General features: G+C 64.2%; 15 protein-coding genes and 1 pseudogene. 5 read left to right on the top strand and 11 right to left on the bottom strand.

From position 1 onward, the window contains the following. Positions 1–38 precede the first annotated feature (38 nt). A complete protein-coding gene (locus tag GGR23_RS18625) occupies positions 39–5810 on the bottom strand; it encodes a beta strand repeat-containing protein (RefSeq protein WP_183367828.1) in 5772 nt (1923 codons plus the stop codon). A 458-nt stretch (positions 5811–6268) separates the two neighbouring features. On the opposite strand from GGR23_RS18625, the gene GGR23_RS18620 reads away from it, so the two are divergent. After that, positions 6269–7186, top strand: a complete 918-nt coding sequence (locus GGR23_RS18620) for a transglutaminase-like cysteine peptidase (RefSeq protein WP_183367827.1) — start codon at positions 6269–6271, stop codon at positions 7184–7186. A 60-nt stretch (positions 7187–7246) separates the two neighbouring features. Here the strand turns inward: GGR23_RS18620 and GGR23_RS18615 are convergent, their stop codons facing one another. The 5 genes and pseudogenes from GGR23_RS18615 to GGR23_RS18600 all read right to left on the bottom strand — a co-directional run bounded on the left by GGR23_RS18615 (position 7247) and on the right by GGR23_RS18600 (position 12851). Further along, complete coding sequence (locus tag GGR23_RS18615) at positions 7247–7855, bottom strand: ribbon-helix-helix domain-containing protein (protein WP_183367826.1); 609 nt, start codon at positions 7853–7855, stop codon at positions 7247–7249. Between the two features lie 2 nt (positions 7856–7857). Then, complete coding sequence (locus GGR23_RS18610) at positions 7858–9189, bottom strand: HlyD family type I secretion periplasmic adaptor subunit (RefSeq protein ID WP_183367825.1); 1332 nt, start codon at positions 9187–9189, stop codon at positions 7858–7860. 4 nt (positions 9190–9193) lie between these two features. Beyond that, entirely contained in the window at positions 9194–10912 is a 1719-nt protein-coding gene (locus GGR23_RS18605; RefSeq protein ID WP_343066705.1) for a type I secretion system permease/ATPase, read from the bottom strand. Further along, complete coding sequence (locus tag GGR23_RS23545) at positions 10909–11343, bottom strand: hypothetical protein (RefSeq protein ID WP_343066702.1); 435 nt, start codon at positions 11341–11343, stop codon at positions 10909–10911. The genes GGR23_RS18605 and GGR23_RS23545 overlap by 4 nt, the downstream gene beginning before the upstream one ends. A 60-nt stretch (positions 11344–11403) precedes the next feature. Then, a pseudogene (locus GGR23_RS18600) lies at positions 11404–12851 on the bottom strand (TolC family outer membrane protein). Between the two features lie 555 nt (positions 12852–13406). Between GGR23_RS18600 and GGR23_RS18595 the strand changes: the two are divergent. Beyond that, positions 13407–13709 (top strand): hypothetical protein, encoded by a 303-nt coding sequence (locus GGR23_RS18595; RefSeq protein ID WP_183367824.1) that lies wholly within the window; start codon positions 13407–13409, stop codon positions 13707–13709. Positions 13710–14027: 318 nt separating this feature from the next. Beyond that, entirely contained in the window at positions 14028–15407 is a 1380-nt protein-coding gene (tpa, locus tag GGR23_RS18590) for a hypotaurine--pyruvate aminotransferase Tpa (RefSeq protein ID WP_183367823.1), read from the top strand. A gap of 54 nt (positions 15408–15461) precedes the next feature. On the opposite strand, the gene greA is transcribed toward tpa, so the two are convergent. The 5 genes from greA to GGR23_RS18565 form a co-directional block, all read right to left on the bottom strand. Next, positions 15462–15944: a transcription elongation factor GreA gene (gene greA / locus GGR23_RS18585; RefSeq protein ID WP_183367822.1), complete on the bottom strand. Its 483-nt coding sequence runs from the start codon at positions 15942–15944 to the stop codon at positions 15462–15464. 161 nt (positions 15945–16105) lie between these two features. Beyond that, positions 16106–16684: a YceI family protein gene (locus tag GGR23_RS18580; protein ID WP_183367821.1), complete on the bottom strand. Its 579-nt coding sequence runs from the start codon at positions 16682–16684 to the stop codon at positions 16106–16108. A gap of 56 nt (positions 16685–16740) precedes the next feature. Beyond that, complete coding sequence (locus tag GGR23_RS18575) at positions 16741–17583, bottom strand: hypothetical protein (RefSeq protein ID WP_183367820.1); 843 nt, start codon at positions 17581–17583, stop codon at positions 16741–16743. 233 nt (positions 17584–17816) lie between these two features. Beyond that, on the bottom strand, positions 17817–19913 hold the full coding sequence (locus GGR23_RS18570; RefSeq protein WP_183367819.1) for a putative bifunctional diguanylate cyclase/phosphodiesterase: 2097 nt from the start codon (positions 19911–19913) through the stop codon (positions 17817–17819). Between the two features lie 144 nt (positions 19914–20057). After that, positions 20058–21347 carry an NAD(P)/FAD-dependent oxidoreductase gene (locus tag GGR23_RS18565; protein WP_183367818.1) on the bottom strand — a complete coding sequence of 430 codons (1290 nt, stop codon included), beginning with the start codon at positions 21345–21347 and terminating at the stop codon, positions 20058–20060. Positions 21348–21533: 186 nt separating this feature from the next. On the opposite strand from GGR23_RS18565, the gene trxC reads away from it, so the two are divergent. Further along, a complete protein-coding gene (gene trxC / locus GGR23_RS18560) occupies positions 21534–21968 on the top strand; it encodes a thioredoxin TrxC (RefSeq protein ID WP_183367817.1) in 435 nt (144 codons plus the stop codon). A 67-nt stretch (positions 21969–22035) separates the two neighbouring features. Beyond that, positions 22036–22896, top strand: a complete 861-nt coding sequence (locus GGR23_RS18555; RefSeq protein WP_183367816.1) for an urea carboxylase-associated family protein — start codon at positions 22036–22038, stop codon at positions 22894–22896. Positions 22897–22972: the final 76 nt, after the last annotated feature.

Raw genomic sequence — 22972 nt, 5'->3', positions numbered from 1 at the left:
TGCGTGTGCCGCCCCCCGGCGGAGCGAAGCAGACCCTATCAGATCTGCTGGGCCGTCGCATGGTGATTTTCATCACCGAACAGCACGCGGATCGTGTCGGCATTGACGGCCTGGGTGAAGTTGTTCAGCGTCGCAACCGTCGTCCAGTTGTTGCCGCCACCGTCGACATCGACCTGCAGCAGGGTATTGGCGCCGCTGGTGACCGCCTGGACATAACCACCGGCTTCGAGGTCGGTGCTGGAAGCCAGTCCGCCCAGCAGCGAAGTCAGATCGACCGTGTCGCCCTGCAGCGGCGAGTAATCCATGATCACGTCCGCGATGTTGAGGTCCGTGAGCACGAACGTATCTGCACCAGTGCCGCCATAGAGCGTGTCCATTCCATGACCGCCGATCAGCATATCGTCGCCGTCGCCGCCATAGAGAATGTCGTTGCCATGGCCACCGATGAGCACATCCTTGCCGCCGTTGCCGGTGAGCGTGTCCGCGCCGTTGTTGCCGTAGAGCACGTTGTCGCGGCTGTCGCCGGTGAGCGTGTCGTTGTAGTACGAGCCGATGACATGCTTTTCGGTCGCGGAGGTGACGGTGAAGGGCTGCCCGCTTGAAAAGGCAGAGAAGTCCTTGATCGCATCGGTCGATGCGGTGAGCGTAACACCGATGTTGCTGTGGGCGATGTCGCCATCACGGTCGATGATCTCAATCGGAACCGAGAAGCTTGCGGGGGCGGTCGTCGGGATGGACGTGCCGAAGCCGGCCAGCTGGAAGGGGTCGCCGGATACGTAGGAATATTCCACGCTATTGTAGCCGTTTCCGGTGTAGACCCCGATCTGTGCGCCGGTGACGACACCGCCCACATCGACGGAGCCATCCGCGTTGAGATCCACAGAAAAGATCTTTCCGCCGACATTATAGCTGGTCAGGGTGGTGGTGGCGGTGACGATCAGCGAAGCACCGCCATACGAAATCGCAACCTGGGTGATCGTATCCTTCGCACCGTCGCCCACGACCAGGTTACCATCCGGATCGTCGAATGCCGTGATGTTGATGACGGTTCCCGCCGTGCCCCTGAACCCGACGGACGCACCGTTGGTGGTGTAGTGGGCATCGAAAAGATGGTTTCGGTTTCCGGAAACGCCATAGTCGTTTCCGTTGGGGCTGTTGCGCAGGTCGCGGACGAAGTCAACACGCATGGTCTCGCCTGCATTCACGAAGGCATTGTTCACGCCACCGCCATTGGCATTGGTGTTGATCGTGCCGTCGTTGACGTTGTTGACCTTGGGGGTCAGCAGCAGGTCGTAGCTGTCGTTGTTGACGGGAGAGCTGAGGTACTCGCCGGTCGGGACGAAGCCCGCCCAGGACTTGTTGGCCCCTTCAAAGTTGTATCCGCTGTTTCCGTCGAACACGACGCTGGAGAGGCTGTCGACAACCCCGTTCATGTCGACCGAATATTTGCCGGTCGCCGGGTTGAGCGTCATCACGAAGACCGAGGTGGAGCCGGCCATGCCCGTCAGCGTCAGGCCGCCGTTCGAAATGACGTAGGTGATCGGAACGCCATTCGAGGTGAGGCCGCTGTCGTCGCCGTTGATGAGCGGGCTGAACCGGACCGAGCCGCCATCCGCGCCGTAGTTGTTGACGAGGGTGGTGTCGGGGTCGAGATCGAAGGTGACCGGGTTGCCGGCGCCGTTCTTCAGATAGGCATATTCCGGCTCGGCGCGGATCGGCGAGTCGTCCTCGATCGTCAGCGTGATGTTCTGCGTCGCCGTCGCGATCCCGTCGGTGACGTTGACCGGAACGGTCAGCGCCAGGGTGTTTTCGCCATTGCCGTTCGGATGATCGATCGGGCCGCTGAGGGTTGCCGTGTAGGAACCGTTCGACGCCATCGTCAGCGTGATGATGGTGTTGACCCCGGCCTTGCCGATCATCTGGTTGCCCACGGCCGTCCAGACGATGGCGACGCCGCCCGAAGTCAGCGCTGGAGTGGTGGGCGTTCCGAAGGAATAGCTGAGCGTATTGCCGTCCACATCGGTCGCCGTGACAGAGCCGCTTGCGATGACGCTGTTGGTCGTGTCGGTGGAGCCGACCGTATCCGGGATGCCGTTCGTCAGCCCTTCTTCGGAAACCACCAGGTTCGTTGCGTTGCCGATGACAGGCGCATCGTTCGTGCCTGTGATCGTGATCGTCACGTCCTTGGTGACCGTGCCGCCCTTACCGTCGTTGAGCGTGATCGTGTAGGTCTGGACGATCTGCTGCCCGGCCTTCAGATAATCGATGGCGCCGTCATTGACCTTGAAGGTCCAGCCGATGGTGCCGGTGCCGTCGCCGGTCGCCGCATTGGTGATCGAGGGTGTGAAGGTGCCGAGCGCTGCCGGAGCACCGACAACCGAAGACAGCACATAATTGACCGTGTGGACATCGCTGAGATCGACATCGGTGAAGGCAATCGAACCGGTCGCCGTCCGGTCAGCCGTGTTCTCGCCCGTCTGCCCGTCGGCGATCTCGGTGATCGAACCGGTGGTGACGCCGGCGCCGATCACAGGCTTGTCGTTGGTGCCGTTGATCTCGATCGTCACCGTCTGGGTCGAGGTTGCGCCCGAGCTGTCGGTCACGGTGATCGTGTAGACCTGGGTCACCTTCTCGCCAGCCGCCAGATAGTCGATGGCGCCGTCATTGACCTTGAAGGTCCAGCCGATGGTGCCGGTGCCGTCGCCGGTCGCCGCATTGGTGATCGAGGGTGTGAAGGTGCCGAGCGCTGCCGGAGCACCGACAACCGAAGACAGCACATAATTGACCGTGTGGACATCGCTGAGATCGACATCGGTGAAGGCAATCGAACCGGTCGCCGTCCGGTCAGCCGTGTTCTCGCCCGTCTGCCCGTCGGCGATCTCGGTGATCGAACCGGTGGTGACGCCGGCGCCGATCACAGGCTTGTCGTTGGTGCCGTTGATCTCGATCGTCACCGTCTGGGTCGAGGTTGCGCCCGAGCTGTCGGTCACGGTGATCGTGTAGACCTGGGTCACCTTCTCGCCAGCCGCCAGATAGTCGATGGCGCCGTCATTGACCTTGAAGGTCCAGCCGATGGTGCCGGTGCCGTCGCCGGTCGCCACATTGGTGATCGTGGGCTCGAAGGTGCCGAGTGCTGCCGCAGCACCGGTGACCGAGGTCAGCGCATGGGTGACCGTGTGCGTGTTGGTGAGATCGACATCCGAGAAGGCAAGCGAACCGGTTGCCGTCAGGTCGGCGGTCGTCTCGCCCGTCTGTCCGTCGGCGATCTCGGTGACCGAGCCTGCGTCCGGACCGGAGGTGATCACAGGCTTGTCGTTGGTGCCGACGATGGTGATCGTCACGGTCTGGGTCGAAGTCGCGCCGTTGTTGTCCCTGACGGTGACCGTGTAGGTCTGGGTGAGGGTTTCGCCGACCGCGAGGTAGTCGACATCCGCATCGGCGACCGAGAAGGTCCAGTTGATGGTGCCGGTATTGTCAGTGGTGGAGTCGTCGCCGATGGAGACGGAGAAGTCGCCGAGGTATTTTTCGCCGGCCGGGGTGAAAGTCACCGTGTGGGTGTCGATGTCGTCGACATCGGTGAAGGCGAGCGTGCCGTTCGTGGCGAGATCATCGACGTTTTCACCTTCCGTGCCGTCGGCGATTTCCTTGACGGATTCCGTTACCGGACCGGTGGTGATGATCGGGGCGTCGTTCGTGCCGGTGATGGTGACCGCGACGAGCTGGGAGGTGAGGCCACCCTTTCCGTCGTTCACCATGACACCGTAATACTGGGTCAGGGTCTGGCCGGCAGCGAGGTAATCGATGGCGGAGTCCGGAACCGAGAAGTTCCAGGCAACCGTGCCGGCATTGTCGCCGGTGGAGTCGTCGGTGAGCGTTACGGAGAAGGTGCCGAGGTAATCGCTGCCGAGCGAGTAGTAGCTGACCGTATGGGTGTCGACATCGTCTACGTCGATGAAGGAAAGGGTACCCGACGCCGGATGATCGAAATTGTTCTCGAGCTTGTCCGTATCGGTCAGCTCGGTGATGGAGCCGGAGGTCTGACCGCCGGTGATGATTGGCCGGTCGTTGCTGCCGATCAGCGTGATGGTCACGGTCTGGGAGGACGACGCGCCGTTGTTGTCGGTCACCGTCACGGTGTAGGTCTGGGTGCGGGTCTGGCCGGCGCCGAGATAGTCGAGCGCGCCGTCCTGCACGGTATAGGTCCAGGAGATCTGGCCGTTGTTGTCGCCGGTGGCGGTGTTGGTGATGATCGGCTGGAAGCTGCCGATATAGCCTTCGCCATTCGGGGTGACGCTCACGGTGTGGGTGTCGATGTCATCCACATCGGTGAAATCCAGGGTGCCGGTGGTGGAATGAATCATCGGCGCCGCTTCGCGCGGGCCTTCCCACTCGCCTTCGGAACCCCACTCTTCCTCGCCGCGGTAGGAATATTCCTTCACCGAGCCTTCGCCGGGCCCGGACGTGATGATCGGGGCGTCGTTGGTGCCGACAAGGGTGATCGTCACGGTCTGGGAGGAGGTGGCGCCGTTGTTATCCGTCACGGTGACGGTATAGGTCTGGGTGCGGGTCTCGCCGGCCGCCAGGAAATCCAGCGCGCCGTCGGAAACGGAAAAGGTCCAGCCGATGGAGCCGGCGTTGTCGCCGGTGGAGTCGTCGGCAAGCACCGGCGTGAAGGTGCCGAGATAGCCTTCGCCAACAGGAGCGGCGCTGACGGTGTGGGTGTCGAGATCGTCCACGTCCGCAAAGGAGAGCAGGCCCGAGGTCGTCAGCGTGGCAACGGTTTCCCCTTCGGCGTTGTCGGCGAGTTCGGTCACGGAGCCTGCGCCCGGGCCGGAAATGATGACCGGCGCGTCGTTGGTGCCGACGAGGGTGACGGTCACGGTCTGGGTCGCGACGGCGCCGCTGCCGTCGGTGACGGTGACCGTGTAGGTCTGGGTCAGGGTCTGGCCGGCGGCGAGGTAGTCGAGATCCGCATCGTCGACCGAGAAGGTCCAGCGCACGGCGCCGCTACCGTCACCGGTCGCGGAATCGGTGATGACGGGGGTGAAGGAGCCGAGATAGCCGGCGCCGCCAGCAATGGCGCTGACGGAATGGCTGTCCTGCAGGTCCGCATCGGTGAAGCGGAGCTCGCCGGTGGCGGTCAGCGCGGTGCTGTTTTCGCCCGGGGCGCCGTCGAGAATTTCCGTCACGGAGCCGATGCCGGCAGCGGAGGTGAAGACGGGCGCATCGTTGGGGTCGATGCCCGCGATGACCTCTTCTTCCGTCGCGCCGCCGAACACGAGGTCGGTATTGCCGAGAAGGCCGATGACACCGCCGGCATCGCCGATGTCGCCGTTGCCGTCGGACAGGTTGCCGCCCGAGCTCTGGGTGCTCACGACGGAAACGGTGCCGTCCGGACCGGCGGCCACGTTGATGCCATTGGCCTGCAGGGCGGCCACGAGGGTCTGCTGCGGCACTTCCACCTGGCCGATCAGGAAGGTCGGAACCTTCACGGCGCCGTCGGTGATGATGATGCGCGTACCGTCGGCCTGGACGAGGATGATGTCCTTACCCTGGATGACGATCTTGTCGATCGAAACGCCTTCCGGCAGCGTCACCGTGTTCGACTGGTCGGCGGCAAAGCGGGTGCCATCGGGCGTTGCAGCCGGCGCCTGATCGGCGGGAACGGCGCTGCCGGTTGCCGGATCGGTGAAGACCGGGTTCTGGTTTGCCTGCGCGACTTCGATCCCTGCAGGTGCATTGCCTTCGACGCGGCTTTCCTCGCCGGAGGCGGCTGCGTTGTTGTGGATGTCAATGTCGCGATCGAGCATGGTAAACTCCCGGTTAACTTAAGGAGAGGTAAACCATCGAACGCCGGGCAGTGCAACTTGGAAAATACTCAAAACGGGCCATCTGACATACCCGGTTATACATCTAGCCTGGATTTTTATTGGTTGGTTAACTTGCAGGCATAACCGGTTATACATGCAGCCTGCGGAGAAATGAGCCATCCTGCCGCCTGATGCCGACATGTCTCGTAACGGGATGATGTCTCGCCCGATCCCGTTTCGGCACACCGTCGATTCCCCGCGACCGTCAACGGTCTCGCCCGCCGCAAGGCCATGTGCCGCGCGGTTTCGCCCGGCGCGCGGCGGTGCGGGAGCGCGCCGTTCGGCAGCGCCCGATTTGATGAAAATTTTATCGAAAAGATCAATCTCTTATATTCCAAGTCTCTAAACAGTATCTTTGAGCTTTCGAACTATAAAACTCCTCAAAAGGAGTGTTCGACATGAATAACAAGAACAACAAGACGCTTGCTCTCCTCGCTGCCGCGGCCGCCGCCCTGGTGACCGGTCCCGCCGCTGCCGGCCCCATCACCCCGCTCGCCGTCCCCGCGGCTGTCCACGAACTGGACGCCGCCTATTCGCTGGCATTGCGTGCCCGCGACAACCTCTGGTCGATCGTCGAGCACTATCGAGCAAACCCGGTCGCCACGGCGCTCACCATGCCCGTTTCCGGCAGGGCGGCCACCCCGGCCGATCTCGGCGGACTGACCACCGGCTCCGTCAGCCGTGGCCCGTCCAGCGCCTCCGCCATGCCCAAGGGCGTTTTCGCCTCGGTTCTCGTTCCGTTTTCCCGTCTTCCGGCGGCCGAAAGCTGGAAGAAGGTCCGCAGCTCCGTATCGCTGGACGGCATGTCCTGCGGTGGCGGCTGCGCCGAGCGCCTGGCGCGTCTGCGCACCGTCACCGGCAGCGGCAAGCCCGCCAGCCTTCGCGAACAGCTGGCCGCGGTCAACAACACCGTCAACGCCATGATCCGCTACACGCCGGACCAGGCGCTGTATGGCCGCAATGATTACTGGGCAAAGCCGCAGGAAATACTGTCGCGGGGCAAAGGTGACTGCGAAGACTACGCACTGCTCAAGATGGCGGCCCTGAAGAAACTTGGCGTGCCGGAGCGGTCCATGTCGATCGTGGTTCTCAAGGTGACCGATCGCCGGCTGTTCCACGCGGTGCTGGCGGTCTCCACCAGCGAGGGGCATTTCATCCTCGACAACCTGCGCCGCAATGCCCCGCTCGATGTCTCCTATTCCACCTACATGCCGCTTTATTCGATGAGCGGCGACCGCTCCTGGCTGCACGGCTTCAAGGCCGGCGGCGCGGTGGCGGAACAGGCGGGTCTGGATCCGATGTCGGTTCCGGGCTGAAGGCAGCCCCCACGGACAGGAAACGGAAGGGAGAGGCAAGGCCTCTCCCTTTTTTTTATCTCATCCGGCGAGATAGCCGATGATTGCGCCCTCGCCCACGGCATTGGCAAGAACGGCGTTCAGCCGCCCGCGCAGGATGCGGTCGTTTGTGGCGATGACATATCCGGCCGATACCGGCGTCTGGGGCTCGTTGCGCAACCGCGACATGAGCGCGCCGAAGGGAATGTCGAGCTGGAGCTTCAGACCGGCCGCAAGCGCTTCGGGCGAGAGATGGGAGAGCCGCGCCTGCAGGAAACTCAGGAAGGGCGGGTTGTAGGTCAGCACCTTCTTGCCGCCGGAAAGCGCGAAAGCCGCCGTCGGGCAGCCCGCCACCATGCCGATGATCGCCTGAAGGCTCATCGTCGCCTGGCGCTGCATTTCCCGCTCGCGCAGGCCCTCGAGTACGCCGAGCCGGACGGCTGCGGTGACATTCCCGTTTTCGCCGTACTGGGCGGCATAGCGGCTGATCAGCTGCCCCGGCTTCACGCCCAGGTCGGTCGCCAGTTCGGCAAGGGCGTCCCAATAGGCTTCCTCGAGGCGCAGTCCCTTGCGCACGCCGTCGACAGGCACGGCGCGAAACCGCAGCTGTGCGCCCGAGGCAATCTCCGTATGTTCACGCATCAGTTCCATGGTCAACGCTCCCGCAGCGCTTCCTGTCGTGCCTTGATCAGAGGTTTCAGCAGATAGGCGAGCACGGTCTTCTTGCCCGTCATGATGTCGACGGAAGCGACCATGCCCGGTGAAATCGGATAGGAATGGCCGTCCTTCTCCAGGGCCGCCTTGTCGGTCTTCACGCGCACCTGATAGAAGGTATCGCCGGTCTGCTGGTCCACCAGGCTGTCGGCGGAGACGTTGGCGACCGTTCCCGTGAGACCGCCATAGATGGTGAAGTCGTAGGCGGTGATCTTGATCATGGCCGGCTGGCCGGGCCGGACGAAGGCGACATCGTTCGGCGAAAGCCGTGCCTCGATCAGAAGCTTGTCGGATGTCGGCACGATGCCGGCCACCACGCCGCCGGCATTCACGTAGGCGCCGACGGTGTTCACCTCCAGCGTGTTGACGATGCCGTCGACCGGCGAGCGGATCTCGGTGTTCACCACCCGGCTCTCCGCGCCCTTGATGGTTTCCTCGAGGATCGAGAGCTGCGCCAGCGCCTCGGTCTTTGCGGCAAGCGCCTCCTGCTGGGATTCGAGCTTCAGCTCGTCCATTTCCAGCCGCGCTTCCTTGGCGGCGGACTGCAGCCGCGCCAGCGTCTCGTTGTAGAGGCTGATCTGGCCGGTGGTGTCGGCCAGTTCCTTCTGGACCTTCAGAAGATCGGTCTGGGCGGCGAGCTTGCGCTTGACGATCGGCTGGAGGAGATTTTCCTCCTGCTGCGTGATCTCGAGATTCTTCTTCAGGCGGGCGATGTTCTCGGTGGCCTCGTTGATTTCCTTCAGGCGCTGCTGGTAGCGGCTTTCCAGAACGGAGGCCTTGGTGAGGAAATTGTCCGCGCGGGCGCGGTAGAGGCTCGCCTCGTTGTCGCAGATGGCGGGCGCGTTCTTCAGGATGTCGTCCGGGCAGACATAGGCAATCTTGAAGTCGCCCTTCTGCTCGAGATCCAGCCGCGCGATCTGCGCGGTCAGCGAGCGGGACTTCGCCCGCGCCTCCCCCAGCGACGATGCGGTGATCGCCTTGTCGAGGCGGATCAGCAGCTCGCCCTTCTTGACGACCTGCCCCACCTGCACGTTGATCTCCTGGACCACGCCCGGCTCGCTCGACTGCACGATCTGCGTCTTCGAAACGGGAATGACCTTGCCGACGCCCCGGGAAATCTCGTCCAGCTCGGCGAAAGCCGCCCAGATGACGAAGGCGGTGAAGGCGGCGCAGATGGCATAGAGCACGTGCGGCGCGCGATCCGGCTCGACGGAATCGCTTCCGAAGAGGGCTGCACCCTTGCGCCTGCGGTTGTAGAGGGACTGGAGCATCGGCCTAGACCCTCGCCCGTACGGGTGGCTGCGGCTGGGCCTGCGGCGGCGCCTGGCCCTTCAGCTGGTCGATGACCCGATCCTTCGGCCCGTCGGCGACGAGGCGTCCCTCCTCGAGCACGAGCAGACGGTCGACAAGCGACAGCATGCTGTACCGGTGGGTGGAGATGATGAGCGTCACGCCTGCCGGGAAATTGGTGGACAGCCGGTCGATCAGCTCCTTCTCGCTCGCCATGTCCATGGACCCGGACGGCTCGTCGAGGAAGACGACCTTCGGCTTGCGCAGCAGCACGCGGGCGATGGCAAGCGAGTGCCGCTGGCCGCCCGACAGCAGCGATCCGCGCTCGCCGACCGGCATGTCGTAGCCCTTCGGATGGCGGGACACGAAGCCGTCCACGCCGGCAATGCGGGCGGCAGCGATAATCTCCTCGTCGCTGGCCTCCGGCGCGGCCATCAGCAGGTTTTCCTTTACGGTTCCGGAAAACAGTTCGGAATTCTGCGAAACGAAGGCAACCGCCTCGCGCACCGCGGCCGGGTGATACTGGCGGATGTCGACGCCATCGATGAGGATGCGGCCCTTGTCGACCGGGTAGAGGCCGGACAGAAGCCGGCCCATGGTGGTCTTGCCGGAGCCGATGCGGCCGATCACGCCGACGCGCTCGCCGGGCCGGATCGATACCGACAGGCTGTTGACGACCTTGTTGTCCGTGCCGGGATAGGTGAATTCGGCGCCCTGGAAGGCGACCGCGCCCGAGGTGATCGTGCGGCTGACGAAGCCGCTGGTGTTTGGGCGGTCTTCCTCCTGCTCCATGATGCCTTCGAGAATGCGCAGCGACATGATGGCCTGGCGGAAGCGCGACAGGGTGAGCGCCAGCTGCGCGAGCGGCCCGACCGCCCGTCCCGCGAGCATCGAGGAGGCCACGATGGCACCGGAGGTCACGTGGCCTTCCGCGAATTCATAGACACCCGCCACCACGATGACGACGGTGACGAGCTGCTGGATGAAGCCCGTGCAGTTTGCCGCCCAGGCGGAGATTTCCTTGATGTCTTCCGAGGTGTGGGAGGCGTTGCGCGACAGCTGCTGCCAGCGGCGCAGGAGCGGCTTTTCCGCGCTCAGAAGCTTGATCGTTTCCAGACCGGAAATCGATTCGAAGAGCAGCGACTGCTTCATCGAGCCCTCGTTCAGCGATGCCGTCATCACCTGGCCGATGCGGATCTGCGCGTAGTAGCCGATTGCCGCGGCGATGAAGAAGGCGACAACCGGCACGATGGCGATCCAGCCGATGATCAGGTAGATGGCGCCCACGAAGATGAACACGAAGGTGCAGTCGATCAGCGTGCTGATCGTGTTCGAGGTGAAGAACTCCCGCACGAATTCGTACTGCGTCACCCGGTTCGCATATTCGCCCGTGGACATCGGACGCGACTTCAGGGACGAGTTGAGGATCTTCTCGAACAGCAGGTAGGACAGTTTCAGGTCCGCCTTGCGGCCTGCGCTGTCGATGATGCTGGCCCGGATGCTCTTCAGCGTGAAATCGAACAGAAGCCCGAGGCTGACGCCGATCGCCAGCACCCAAAGGCTGGCGATGGCCTTGTTGGGCAGGATGCGGTCATAGACGTTCATCGTGAAGAGCGGGATGGCGAGCGCCACCAGGTTGATGAACAGAGTGGCCAGCACCACGTCGAGATAGGAACGCCAGAAAGGCTTGAGAACGGATTTCAGCCAGTGCAGGCGGTCGATCTGCTCGGCGACCCCGGAAACGCCCTCTTCGGAGCGGTTGGCATAGACGAGCGAGAAGCTGAAGGCGCCGATCGGACCGAGCGCGATGCATTCGGGAACCGTGACGATTTCAGGGGTGCCGTCGGCGCTCTTCTGGTTGGTGACGTAGCGCCGGGCGTCGTCTCCTCGAGAAGCGAGATGGCGCCACCGCCGTTCAGGATGAGGATCAGCGGCGTCTCGAAGGCGCCGCGGGTAAACTGCTGGGCGGGGATCGGCTGGGATTCGAGGCCGATGCGGGTGCTGAGCTGCTCGATTTCCTCGATCGTCGGGCGCTGCTCGTCGAAGGGCACGCCCGAAAACAGCACGGTCTCGGAGGTCGGCCGGCCGAGAAAGCCGGCGACGCTCTGAAAGGCGGCTGCGAATCCATTTGACATCGGGTAAACGCCCCAGCCCGCTATTGTTTCGGCACTTTCCGCGCGAAATCGGTTTCCGCGTCAGTTCGCCGGAGCGAGCAGATCCAGCGGCAGGCCGGCCTCCTGCTCGGAACGGGCGCGCTTGTACTTGCTGCCGTCTAAGCCGGTGGGCGTGTTGAACTCCTGCCGGGCATAGGCGGTCGCCTGCTTCGGCGCGGTGATGTTCATGGTCTTCAGCAGGTGGTCTTCAGCAGGCTGCCTGTCGCGGCAAGCACGCGGTATTCGGCAAAGCGCGAGGCCGCATCCGCCGTCAGGGCGAGGATGGCGACGTTGTAGCGCGTGTTCTGGGCACCCAGAACGTCGAGCAGCGAACGCTGGCCGATGCCGAGCTGCTCGCGATAGGTGGAAACCAGCTGCGAGTTGGTGGAGGACTGTTCGCGCAGCAGGCCGGCGAGTTCCATCTGCTTCAGGCGGCGGTCCCAGGAAACGCGTACCGCTTCCTCGATTTCGCGGTAAACCTGATGCAGGGCAAGGCGCTGCTCGGAGGCGCGGCGGATCTTCTCCTGCTCGTTCGCCACGTCGATGCCGCCGCGATAGAGGTTCCAGCGCGCGACGATGCGGACCTGGCCGTCAGCGGTGCGGCCCTCGGAGCCATCGATGTCGCGGCCGGTGCGGACGCGGGCTTCGGCAGAGATTTCCGGCATGTAGGCGTTGCGTGCGCCGCGCACCTGCGCGTCTGCCGCATCGATGTCGGAATTGGCGACATGCACGCGCGGATTGTTGCGCATGGCGATGTCGAGCGCGGCCTCGAGGCTGCGCGGCAGGGCCTTTGCGACGGACGGCGGCATGCTGGGCTTGGTCAGCGGCTGGCCGAGAAGGCGGTTCAGCGACGCCTTGACGGCTTCCAGAGCTTCCTGGGCTTCCTTCAGCCGCGCCTTTGCCGAAAGCAGACGCTCGCGCGCCTGCTGGCGGTCGGCCTCGGTCAGGGTGCCGCTCGAGATCAGCGAACCGATGTTCGACACCATGTCCTGGTGGAAGGCGACGTTCTTCTGGGATTCGGCAACGATCTGGGCCTGGAGAACCAGCTCGATGTAATCGCGGACCACCTGGAGCGCGATGCTCTCGGAGCGCTCGAGAACGCGGAAGGAGGCGCTGTCGACGCGGGCTGCCTGTGTATCGAGCTCCGCGCGGCGACCACCGCCGTCGAACAGCTTCTGGGTGATCGACAGGCCGACATCGGCGGGATGCAATTCGTCATCGTCGGTGCCGGTCAGGCGACGGCCCGGAGAGTCCAGCTGGCGAACGCCGACGGAGGCTTCGAGATCGATGCTCGGAAGATAGAGGCCGCGGGCCTGCCGCAGTTCGAACTCCACCGCTTCCCGGTTTTCAAGCGCCTGGCCGACCTCGGGGTTGGAGGAAACCGCAATCTGCATGGCTTCCTTCAGGGACATGGCATTTGCTCCTGTGGACAGGAGTGCCGTACTGGCCAGAAGACCTGCGGCAAACAGCATGCTCAAATGCAACTTCATCACTTCCCCCGAAACGCAAAGGTCGCCTCGATCCCGTCAGGATCTGCCCGCTCCCCGACTGACCGCAGCCCCACCGCCCCGCAGTGGACCCGTCTGCAACACATCGGAGAATTCAGCCGGTATCTATAATAGCGGGATTATCAGATGTAAACGACTATTTCTCGTTTGATAGTGATGCATTATTACTTAAACCCGTGGAAAAGAGGCACTTAATCGCCTGCGGCATGATGACCCCGGCAGCCTGCAATCGACCAATTTTGGACTCTTCTCGGCGCTTCCGGTGCCGCAAAACGGTACAGAGCCGAGTCGATCCGGTCGCAACCGGGTTCTGGAAGGCAGGCTGCATCCGCTCTCCCCTGGGTTTCACCGCCAGAGGTTGAATTCCCTTTCCGTAAACTCCGGGCAGCAGATTTACTCGATTTGGAGTTGCCGATTCCAGAGTTTATCGCAGCTCCTGATTGCCATCCCGCGCGCCATGGATCGCTCCGCTTCAGCCCCAAGCAAGCAATGTCAAATAATATTTATAATGTATATCTTTATTGAAGGAGACTTTACATGGTTCAACAGGTAGGACCCAAAGGCCACGCGCCGGATGTCTCCGGCGCCGGCAAGACGCGGTCCGCAGACAAGCCGATGCCGGAACAGTCGAAAAGCAGCCAGAGCGTCGGCCATCTGGCAAAAGCTCAGGTTGCGGAGAGCGGCGACACGGCCCCCAACGCCATCGGCAAGGCCGCTTCGCTGATCGCCAAGACGATGCTCGATGCCGCACCGGCACCGGATCCGGTGCCGCCGACCGATCCTGCGCCGTCGGACCCGCCGGCCGCACCCGGTCCCGCCCCGGACGAAACCCAGGCCTGACAAGGCCCGCTGGTTCCGCTCCGGCACTGCAAACGATCCGGCGGCCCCCGTTCGGGGCCGCCTTTCGTTCTGTGTGTTTTGCACCCGTTCCGGTGCCCAGGGGACTATCTTTTCCCCGCAAGTGGCACCATTGTATGGCCTTCATCCGGTTTATGCCTGTCTGAGGGGTGCTGCGCGCCCGCAGAGCCGGCAGCCCGCCGCGGACTTCATTGATCTGTCGGCACGGTTTCGGCATGATCCTGTTCATCCGCCCTGGCGGGCCGCGCGAGGCAGGCCCAGAACGGCAGTCGCATTGGCATTCTAGTTGCTGAGGGAACCATGACACTGAATTTGCAAACGAACGATCTGGGTAAGGTGATCGAGGCGGACCGCGCCCATGTCTGGCACCATCTCAGCCAGCACAAGGTCTACGAGACCGTCGATCCGCGCGTCTTCATCGAAGGCAAGGGCATGCGGCTCTGGGATGCCAAGGGCAACGAATATCTCGATGCCGTCTCCGGCGGCGTCTGGACCGTCAATGTCGGCTATGGCCGCGAGAGCATTGCAAACGCCGTGCGCGACCAGCTGGTGAAGCTGAACTATTATGCCGGTGCCGCCGGCACCGTCCCGGGCGCGCTCTTTGCCGAAAAGCTGATCGAGAAGATGCCGGGCATGACCCGCGTCTACTATTCGAACTCGGGCTCCGAGGCGAACGAGAAGGTCTACAAGATGGTGCGCCAGATCGCGCATCGTCGCCATGGCGGCAACAAGTGGAAGATCCTCTTCCGCGAGCGCGATTATCACGGCACCACCATCGGCACGCTCGCCACGTCAGGCCAGCCGCAGCGCGCCGCCCAGTACGGACCCTATCCGGATGGTTTCGTGATGGTTCCGCACTGCCTCGAATACCGCAAGCAGTGGGACGTGGAGAACTATGGCGAACGTGCCGCCGATGCCATCGAGGAAGTGATCCTGCGCGAAGGCCCCGCGACCGTCGGCTGCCTGGTGCTTGAGCCGGTGACCGCCGGTGGCGGCGTGATCGTGCCGCCGGAAGGCTACTGGAAGCGGGTGCAGGAGATCTGCAAGAAGTACGACATCCTGCTCCATATCGACGAGGTCGTCTGCGGCCTTGGCCGCACCGGCAAGTGGTTCGGCTACCAGCATTTCGACATCCAGCCGGATTTCGTCACCATGGCCAAGGGCGTGGCGTCGGGCTATGCGGCGATTTCCTGCACCGTCACCACCGAGCGCGTCTTCGAGATGTTCAAGGACGATGCCTCCGATCCGATGAGCTATTTCCGCGACATCTCCACCTTCGGCGGCTGCACGGCCGGCCCGGTGGCCGCACTCGAAAACATGCGCATCATCGAGGAGGAAGGCCTGCTCGAGAACTGCATCAGGATGGGCGATTACTGCCTGTCGCGCCTCGAAGAGCTCAAAGGCAAGCACAAGGTCGTGGGCGACGTGCGCGGCAAGGGCCTCTTCCTCGGCGCCGAGCTGGTGGCCGACCGCGAGACCAAGGAGCCGCTCGAGGAAAAGCTGGTGCAGGCCGTTGTCGCCGACTGCCTGAAAAACGGCGTGATCATCGGCGCGACCAACCGTTCGCTGAACGGGCTGAACAACACGCTCTGCCTTTCGCCGGCGCTGATCGCCACCAAGGCCGACATCGACCGCATCGTCGATGCGATCGACAGCGCGCTGACCACCGTTCTCGGCTGAGGGCGGACCAAAAGATAAAGGAAAGGGCCGCGGGAAACCGCGGCCCTTTTCCGTTCAGGCGATGGAAACGACCTCGAGCTCCTGCCCGTTCAGCGTCACGACATCGCCGACCGCCTTGCCGGAGAGCAGGCGCGCCACCGGCGACACATAGGAAATGGAGCCGTTCTTCGGATCGGCCTCGTCCTCGCCGACGATCCGGTAGGTTTGCACCCGCCCGTCTTCGCGGGAGAAGGTGACGGTGCTGCCGAAGGCCACCACCGCGTTCGAGGACGGTGCCGGCATCACCTCGGCCGTGCGCAACCGTTCGGCAAGATAGCGGATGTCGCGCAGCGGCCCCGCCGTCTGCCGGCGCCGCTCGTTGACATCCTCGACGAGATTGGCCGCGGCATAGGCATCGCGCGCCTCCTGCAGCTGCGCCTCGAGCGCCTTCAGACCCGCCTCGGTGACGAGATTGGGGTGGGGCGAGATGGGCCTGTCGGGCAGCTGGGTTTCCGCTGCGGTCTCGGCGCTCTCTTCCTTCACGAAGGCGACGCTCATTCTCTTCTCCTTCCGATGCAATGCCATGCCGTCAGGCGGGCCGGAAGCCGCCGGATTCGGTCACAGGATAGGCCCGGCCGTCCGAAAGAACCAGAGTCTGCCGCAGGACATGAAAAAGGGGCGGGTTTTCACCCGCCCCTCTCCCGTCCACGAAGGGCCGGTTACTTCTTGACTGCCTCGACGTCGATGTCGAGCTTGATGTCCGGGCCGAGGCCGAACTCGGTCATCTTGGCGAGGCCGAAATCGGGACCGCTGAACGAGCCGGTCGCGGAGAAGCCGGTCTTCACCACGGAGGCATCCCAGGGCAGCGACGCTTCGGAATTGAAGGTCACGTCGAGGGTCACCGGCTTGGTGGTCCCGACCACGGTCAGGTCGCCGGTCACCTTGGCAGTCTTGTCGCCGGTCTTCTCGATGGCGGTGCTCTTGAAGGTGATCGCGGGGAATTCCGCGGCGTTGAGGAAGTCGGGGCTCTTCAGGTGTTCGTCGCGCTTGGCGTCATTGGTGTCGATGCTGCCGGCATCGATGGTGATCTCCACGCTGCTCTTGGTGACGTCGTCCTTGTCGAAGGAGATCGAACCCGAGACCGTCTTGAAGATGCCGTGCGCATTGGACCAGCCGGCATGGTTGGTCTTGAAGGAAACCCAGGCATGGGTCGGGTCGATGTCGTAGGAATCGGCCGCAAGAGCGGGCGAGGCCAGAACGAGGGCCGAAAGAGCGCCGGCAAGCAGGGTGAACTTCATCCGTATGATCTCCAGTGATGTTGATGGATGGTGGGGGGTGGGCCCGGTTCCGCCGGTCAGGCGAGAACCGAAACGAGGATGGCGGCAAGCGCCGGAACGGCACAGATCGCACCGGCGGCAACCGGCTGGAGCGCCCGCGGCAGATCGGGTCCGCGCCGTTCGAGCCAGGCGGCGAGGGCAAGCGGAAGGGCTGCAAGCACCAGCGCCACCGGATTGGCAGAGGGCGCTAGAAGCGCGGTCACGGCCATCAGCAGCGCCGTCAGCACCAGCCAGGCCAGCAGGGGCTGAGGACCGGGATGCATCGCGGCGTCATCGCCTCCGAGATAGGCGACATAGGACAGAAGGAGCCAGCCCCCGGTTGCGGCGGCGGCGGCGCCGCACACCTGTGCCATGCCGATATAGCCGCCCGTGACCGAAACGACGGCCGTGGCGATGAGCGCAAAAAGCAGTGCCGCGAGCGGCGCCTGTCCCTGTGCCCGGGACCGGGGCGACGGCGAGAGCAAGGCCGCGGCGAGCGCGAAGAAGAACAGGAGCCCGAAGACCAGGAAGGCCTTCACGGGCGCTGCGGAAAGAATGCGGTAGCCGATCCAGACCGCCGGCACGGCGGCGGCAAGAAGCACCGTTGCTGCCGCCGGGAGCCGTCCGGCCGGGCGGCGGACATGCCCGAGGAGGAAGAAGAGAACCGCAAGGCCCGCCAGCACGAAAGGCAGCTTCTGCTTGCCCGCGACCGGCGGGAAGACCGGCATCCCCTCGATGGCCACAACGGCCAGAAGCGCCAGGACGAACAGCAGCCCGCCACCGAGCGCGCGCCGCTCCCCCGCATGGCGGCTGAACAGCCCGAGGGCGAGGCCGAGGGCCAGGGGGACCAGCACGGTCCAGAGGATCAGATCGGCGATCAAGCGGCGTTTCTCCCTTCAGGCATGGAACGGAGCGGACGCTACTGATCATGATATTTTACAACAAGATGGCGGACCCGGCTGTGCAATCACGAGCCCGTGAGATCGGCCGGTTTCCGCAGAGACAAACCGTTCAATATTTGTGAACGACATCCCAAATGGCATCAATAATCACTTTACAGTGATCGCCGGCCATCCGCGAGCGGTGGCCGGAGAGGCGCGGGCGAATCGCCGCCTCAGCCCCGCGCCACCCTTCCCTGGGCCGGCGGCAGATGGCGCACGTCATGGGTCTGGCGGCAATAGGCGATGAAATCCGTCAGGCAGAGGGCCGGGGAAAAGAGATAGCCCTGCCCGATCTGGCAGCCCATCTCGACCAGCAGCGCCCGCGTCTCGACATCCTCGATGCCTTCGGCCACCACCGTCTTGCGCAGGTCCCGGCCGAGCGCGACGATGGCGCGGGTGATGTGATATTCGACGGGCGAGTTGCGCAGGGCCCGGATGAAGGACCGGTCGATCTTCACCGTATCGATCGGCAGCGAGCGAAGATGGTTGAGGGAGGCATAGCCGGTCCCGAAATCGTCGAGCGCGATGGAAATGCCGAGCGCCGCCAGCGCGTTGAGATGCCGGGCGGTGCCGTAGCGGCCGTCATTGATGATGACGCGCTCGGTCACCTCGATCTGGAGATTGTCCGCCGTGATCTCGCGCTCTTCGATCAGCCGGGCAAGGTCCGTCACGAAACCGGATTCGATGAACTGCGCCGTATCCAGGTTGATGGCCACATGGCCGAAGGCGGGCAGCACGTGCCGGCACTGGCGGATCGCCCGGACGGCCTCCACCAGCACGAAGTTGCCGATGTCCCGCTGGAAGGCGGCATCGTCGAGGGCGGGGCCGAAGGCGCCGGGCGTCAGCCACTCGCCGCCTTCGCCGCGCATGCGCAGCAGCCCTTCGGCACCCACGACATGACCGGTCGCCAGATCGTGCTTCGGCTGGAAATGCAGCGAGAACCGCCCCTCCTCCAGGGCGCGGTGGCTGCTGGCGATGATGTTCGCGCTCTGCAGCGCCCTCAGCAGCAGCGAAGGCGCGAAGGAGCAATGCCGGTTCTTGCCCTTGTTCTTGGCCTCGTAGAGCGCGAGATCGGCGTGGCGGGTGAGGTTCTCGATATCGGAGTCGGGATCGGCGGCGCTGTCAGCGGAGCCGATGGAGGCCGAGACATGCAGAATGTGCGCCTCGACAGGGATGGGCTCCTGGAGGCCGGAGAGGATCCGCTCGTAATAGGCTTCGGAGGCATCCGCGCCATCGGCGGCGGCGGGGCGTACGACGGTGAACTCGTCGCCCCCCTGGCGGAAGATCCGCGCCTCGGGCCCGCACAGGCGGCGCAGCCGGCGCGCGACCTCCCGCAGGCAGGCATCGCCCACGTCGTGGCCGAGGGTATCGTTGATCAGCTTGAAGCCGTCGAGATCGATCATCTCCACGATGACGTTGCCGCCCCCTGCCCGCGCCTCGTCGAGAAGAAGCTGGGCGCAGCGGAAGAAGTGCTCGCGGTTGAAAAGCCCCGTCAGCGGATCGTGGGTCGCCTTGTGCTCGATCTGCCGGACCAGCTGGCGCTGCTTGCGGATGGCGGCATTGAAATTGTCCACGGTAACGCCGAACCGTCCCGGCTGCGGCGTGGGGATCTGGTATTCCAGGTTGCCGATCGCGACCTCGTTGATCGCATGTTCCAGAATGTCCAGCGCATCGCGCTGGCTGGAGAGAATTTCCGCCTTCCGGGTCTCGCTGAGGTCGCGGGCGCGCTCCAGCTCGCGGTGATAGACCTCGATGGAAAAATGGATGTCGGCCAGCACGCATTTGATGAGGGCGGATTTTGCCGCAGGCCCCACCCGGTCGTGGCTGAGCCGGGCCAGCATGTGCAGGGCCTCGGTGAGCAGCAGCGTATGCGCGCCCACCATCAGTCCCGGTGTCACCCCGAGCGAGGCGTGCACTTCGCCGATCTTCAGCACCTCCGCAATATAGGTATCGTCGAAGCCATGGGAGAGCAGCCGAAGCCAGTGGCCGCGCTGTGCAGCCTTGGCGCGCTCGACCGCGTCCTCGTCGCGGAAAAGGCCTGCGACCTCGGGGGTCACGCGGATCTGGTCGTAGAGATGTTCGAGCGCGGGGACGAAGGCTTCGGTGATTGCCTCGTGGGCGAGGGTCAGCGCCTTGCGGTCCTCTGCCCCGAAGCCGATGAAGGCGAGATGACGGGAAAGGGCTTCGCGGGTATGCGACAGGGTGGATGCGGCCATGGACATGCGTTCTCGTATGCGGCGCGCGATCATGCGCAGGGGAAGGCCGGTCATCGGCGTTTGGCGCGGACGCTAGACCGAGAATCTTAACGAGATCTGCATCAGGAAGCATAAGCTTTTATATTTATACATAAAACTAAAAACCACGATCCATGCCGGTCCCCCGGCAGGGGGCCGGCAGGCCGGCGGCCGGCGCGGTCAGGCCTCGTCGAGTGCGATGGCCTTCAGCTTGTCGATGCCGAGCGCCTGGAGCGCGAGCTTTTCGTAGAAGGGTTCGGACTTGCCGAGCTTGACCTTGTAGAGGAAGTATTTTTCGAAACCCACCTTGGCGGCATGCACCCATTTGCCGGACGAGGACCAGTTGACGTTGCGGGGCGGGATCTGCGGCTGTGCGACGAAGGCAATCCCGCCATCGCCGAAATCGGCCAGGCAGACCGCATTCCAGGTGCCCTGCGCATTGGGTGCCTTCCCGTCGATCAGGCGGGCGATGTTGTGGGCGGTGGCCGTGACCATGCTTTCGATCATGAAACCGGTCTTCGGCACGCCGACGGGCACGGGCGTCTTGCCCATGGGCGGAATGGCGACGCCGACGCCCACCGCAAAGACATTCTGGAAGCGGGCGTTGCGCTGGTGCTTGTCGACGGTGATGAACCCGCGCGGATTGGTAAGGCCCTCGATGTCGCGCACGGCGGCCACGCCGCGGAAGGCCGGCAGCATCATGGTGAAGACCGAGGGCACCTCATGGGTGGCCCTGACGCTGCCATCCTCGTTGATCTCCTCCGCCACCACTGCCTTTTCGTCGAACCGGGTGACGCGGGCATTGGTGATCCACTTGATGTGGTGGTTGCGCAGTTCGCTCTCGAGCAGCCCCTTGGTATCGCCGACGCCATCGAGACCGAGATGGCCGATATAGGGCTCCGAGGTGACGAAGGTCATCGGCACCCGGTCGCGCACCCGCGCATCGCGCAGCGCCTTGTCGAGGATGAAGGCGAATTCGTAGGCCGGCCCGAAGCAGGAAGCGCCCTGCACCGCCCCGATCACCACCGGCCCCGGATTGGCGACGAGCCGCTCGAAGGCCTCGCGCGTCATCATGGCGTGATCCACATGGCAGACGGAGTGGCTGTGCTGGCCGGGGCCGAAGCCGGGGATCTCGTCGAAGGCAAGGTCCGGCCCGGTCGCGAGCACCAGATAGTCGTAGGAAATGCTGGTGCCGTCGGCGAGGAGTACCCGGTTCTCCTCGGGATGAACCCGCTCCGCGCCCTGGGACAGAAGCCGGATGCCCCGCCGCTCGCAGGCTGCCTGCAGGTCGACCTCGATGTCCTTGCGCTCGCGCCAGCCCACCGCCACCCAAGGATTGGACGGCACGAAGGAATAGGTGCTGCCCTTGCTGACGAGGGTGATGCGGCTGCCGGGCGGCACCTGATCCCTCAGCTCGAATGCCATGATCGTCCCGCCGAGACCGGCTCCCAATACCACGATGTCTGTCATGTTCCGCCTCCTCCAGCGCTTGACCTATTTAGATACTAAGCTTCGTAGATACGGAAATCAATTGATTTATCCTGCAACTAAATGCTAGGAAAGATCACCGCCCGCACCGGCGCCTGCGGGTCCCGCTCCCCTCAACTGCGGGCCTGCCGCCGGGAGGGCCATTCCCACAAGCGGAGGCGTTTTTTCATGTCGCGCATCATTCCCTGCCCCCATTGCGGCCAGATGAACCGTCACGCGGACGGACGCGAGGCCGCAAAGGCCCGTTGTGCCAGCTGCAAGGCGCCGCTCTTCGACGGCAAGCCGGTTACGCTGACGGCGGAGAATTTCGACCGGCAGGTCAAATCGCCGGATCTGCCCGTGCTCGTGGATTTCTGGGCCTCCTGGTGCGGCCCCTGCAAGGCCATGGCGCCGGTCTTCGAGCGGACGGCGGCGGCCTATGCGGACAGGCTGCGCTTTGCCAAGGTGGACACGGATGCGGAACAGGCGCTTGCGGCGCGGTATCAGATCCGCTCCATCCCGACACTCGTGCTCCTGCGGGGCGGTCAGGAAGTGGCCCGCGTGAGCGGCGCCCTGCCGGAAGGCGAGCTTCGGCGGTGGATCGCCGCGCACGGCATCGCGTGATCCCGGGCAGTTGACCGGGAGCCCGCGGCAGGCCATTCAGAACCCGCGCGAACCATGGAGATTCCGGATGAAGCCCCGCCCGATCACTGAAGCCCCTGCCGATGCCGATGCCCGCAAGGCCGTGAAGCCGGTGATCTGCTATCCGGTCCAGAGCCTGCCGCGGCCCGACCTTTCCGCCTATCGCGCCCTGCGAGACGGGCTGGAGCTCGTCGAGACCGTGACGGTGCCGCCGCGCGAGGCGGCCACCTGGGAGGTGCCTGCCGGCCACTTCTTCCGGATCCTCTGCTCGGAGGGATCTCAGGTGGGCGATCTCAACCTCTTCAACCGGGACAATCTCTCGGAGCGCTTCTACAGCGGCAAGACCCGCGCGCTGAACGGCACCCATGTGGGGCTCGGGGACCAGCTGTTCTCGAGCTTTCCCTACCTGCGCCCGATGGCGACCATCACCCACGATACGCTCGACTGGTACGGTTTCGACGCCTTTGGCGGTTCCGTGCACGATGTCATCGGCACGCGCTGCGACCCCTATACCCACAATCTTCTCAGCCATGGCGGCCAGTATCACCACTGCTGCCATTCGAACCTGACCCGGGCCTTCGCGGCACGGACGGGCAAGCCCCTCGCCGAGGCGGAAACCTTCATCCATGACGTGCTCAACGTCTTCATGTGCACCGGCTTCACCCGCGACACCGGCCAGTATTTCATGAAGGCAAGCCCGGTGCGGCCGGGCGATTATCTGGAGTTCTTCGCCGAGATCGATCTTCTCGGCTGCATGTCCGCCTGCCCGGGCGGCGACTGCTCGGCCGAACACTCCTCCGACAGCGCGGCCTGCTATCCGCTGGTCGTCGAGATCTACCGTCCGGCGCGTCTGCCGGAGGGCTGGAGCCCGCCGCCGGTCAACGGCTACAATCGCAGCCACGGCCTTTAGGCGATTGCCCGGCGGCGGCCTGCCGCCGGCCGCGGCTGTCCCGATCGGAGACGCCATTCCTGCACCGAAATGAGAT

This window comes from Gellertiella hungarica (assembly GCF_014197145.1).
Lineage (GTDB): Bacteria > Pseudomonadota > Alphaproteobacteria > Rhizobiales > Rhizobiaceae > Gellertiella > Gellertiella hungarica.
This window is presented reverse-complemented; position numbering and strand designations above follow the sequence as displayed.

What these genes read in the sequence shown, in the direction of transcription:
- GGR23_RS18625 (WP_183367828.1), bottom strand. Translation starts at nt 5,810, where the DNA reads ATGCTCGATCGCGACATTGACATCCACAACAACGCAGCCGCCTCCGGC.
- GGR23_RS18620 (WP_183367827.1), top strand. Translation starts at nt 6,269, where the DNA reads ATGAATAACAAGAACAACAAGACGCTTGCTCTCCTCGCTGCCGCGGCC.
- GGR23_RS18615 (WP_183367826.1), bottom strand. Translation starts at nt 7,855, where the DNA reads ATGGAACTGATGCGTGAACATACGGAGATTGCCTCGGGCGCACAGCTG.
- GGR23_RS18610 (WP_183367825.1), bottom strand. Translation starts at nt 9,189, where the DNA reads ATGCTCCAGTCCCTCTACAACCGCAGGCGCAAGGGTGCAGCCCTCTTC.
- GGR23_RS23545 (WP_343066702.1), bottom strand. Translation starts at nt 11,343, where the DNA reads ATGTCAAATGGATTCGCAGCCGCCTTTCAGAGCGTCGCCGGCTTTCTC.
- GGR23_RS18595 (WP_183367824.1), top strand. Translation starts at nt 13,407, where the DNA reads ATGGTTCAACAGGTAGGACCCAAAGGCCACGCGCCGGATGTCTCCGGC.
- tpa (WP_183367823.1), top strand. Translation starts at nt 14,028, where the DNA reads ATGACACTGAATTTGCAAACGAACGATCTGGGTAAGGTGATCGAGGCG.
- greA (WP_183367822.1), bottom strand. Translation starts at nt 15,944, where the DNA reads ATGAGCGTCGCCTTCGTGAAGGAAGAGAGCGCCGAGACCGCAGCGGAA.
- GGR23_RS18580 (WP_183367821.1), bottom strand. Translation starts at nt 16,684, where the DNA reads ATGAAGTTCACCCTGCTTGCCGGCGCTCTTTCGGCCCTCGTTCTGGCC.
- GGR23_RS18570 (WP_183367819.1), bottom strand. Translation starts at nt 19,913, where the DNA reads ATGACCGGCCTTCCCCTGCGCATGATCGCGCGCCGCATACGAGAACGC.
- GGR23_RS18565 (WP_183367818.1), bottom strand. Translation starts at nt 21,347, where the DNA reads ATGACAGACATCGTGGTATTGGGAGCCGGTCTCGGCGGGACGATCATG.
- trxC (WP_183367817.1), top strand. Translation starts at nt 21,534, where the DNA reads ATGTCGCGCATCATTCCCTGCCCCCATTGCGGCCAGATGAACCGTCAC.
- GGR23_RS18555 (WP_183367816.1), top strand. Translation starts at nt 22,036, where the DNA reads ATGAAGCCCCGCCCGATCACTGAAGCCCCTGCCGATGCCGATGCCCGC.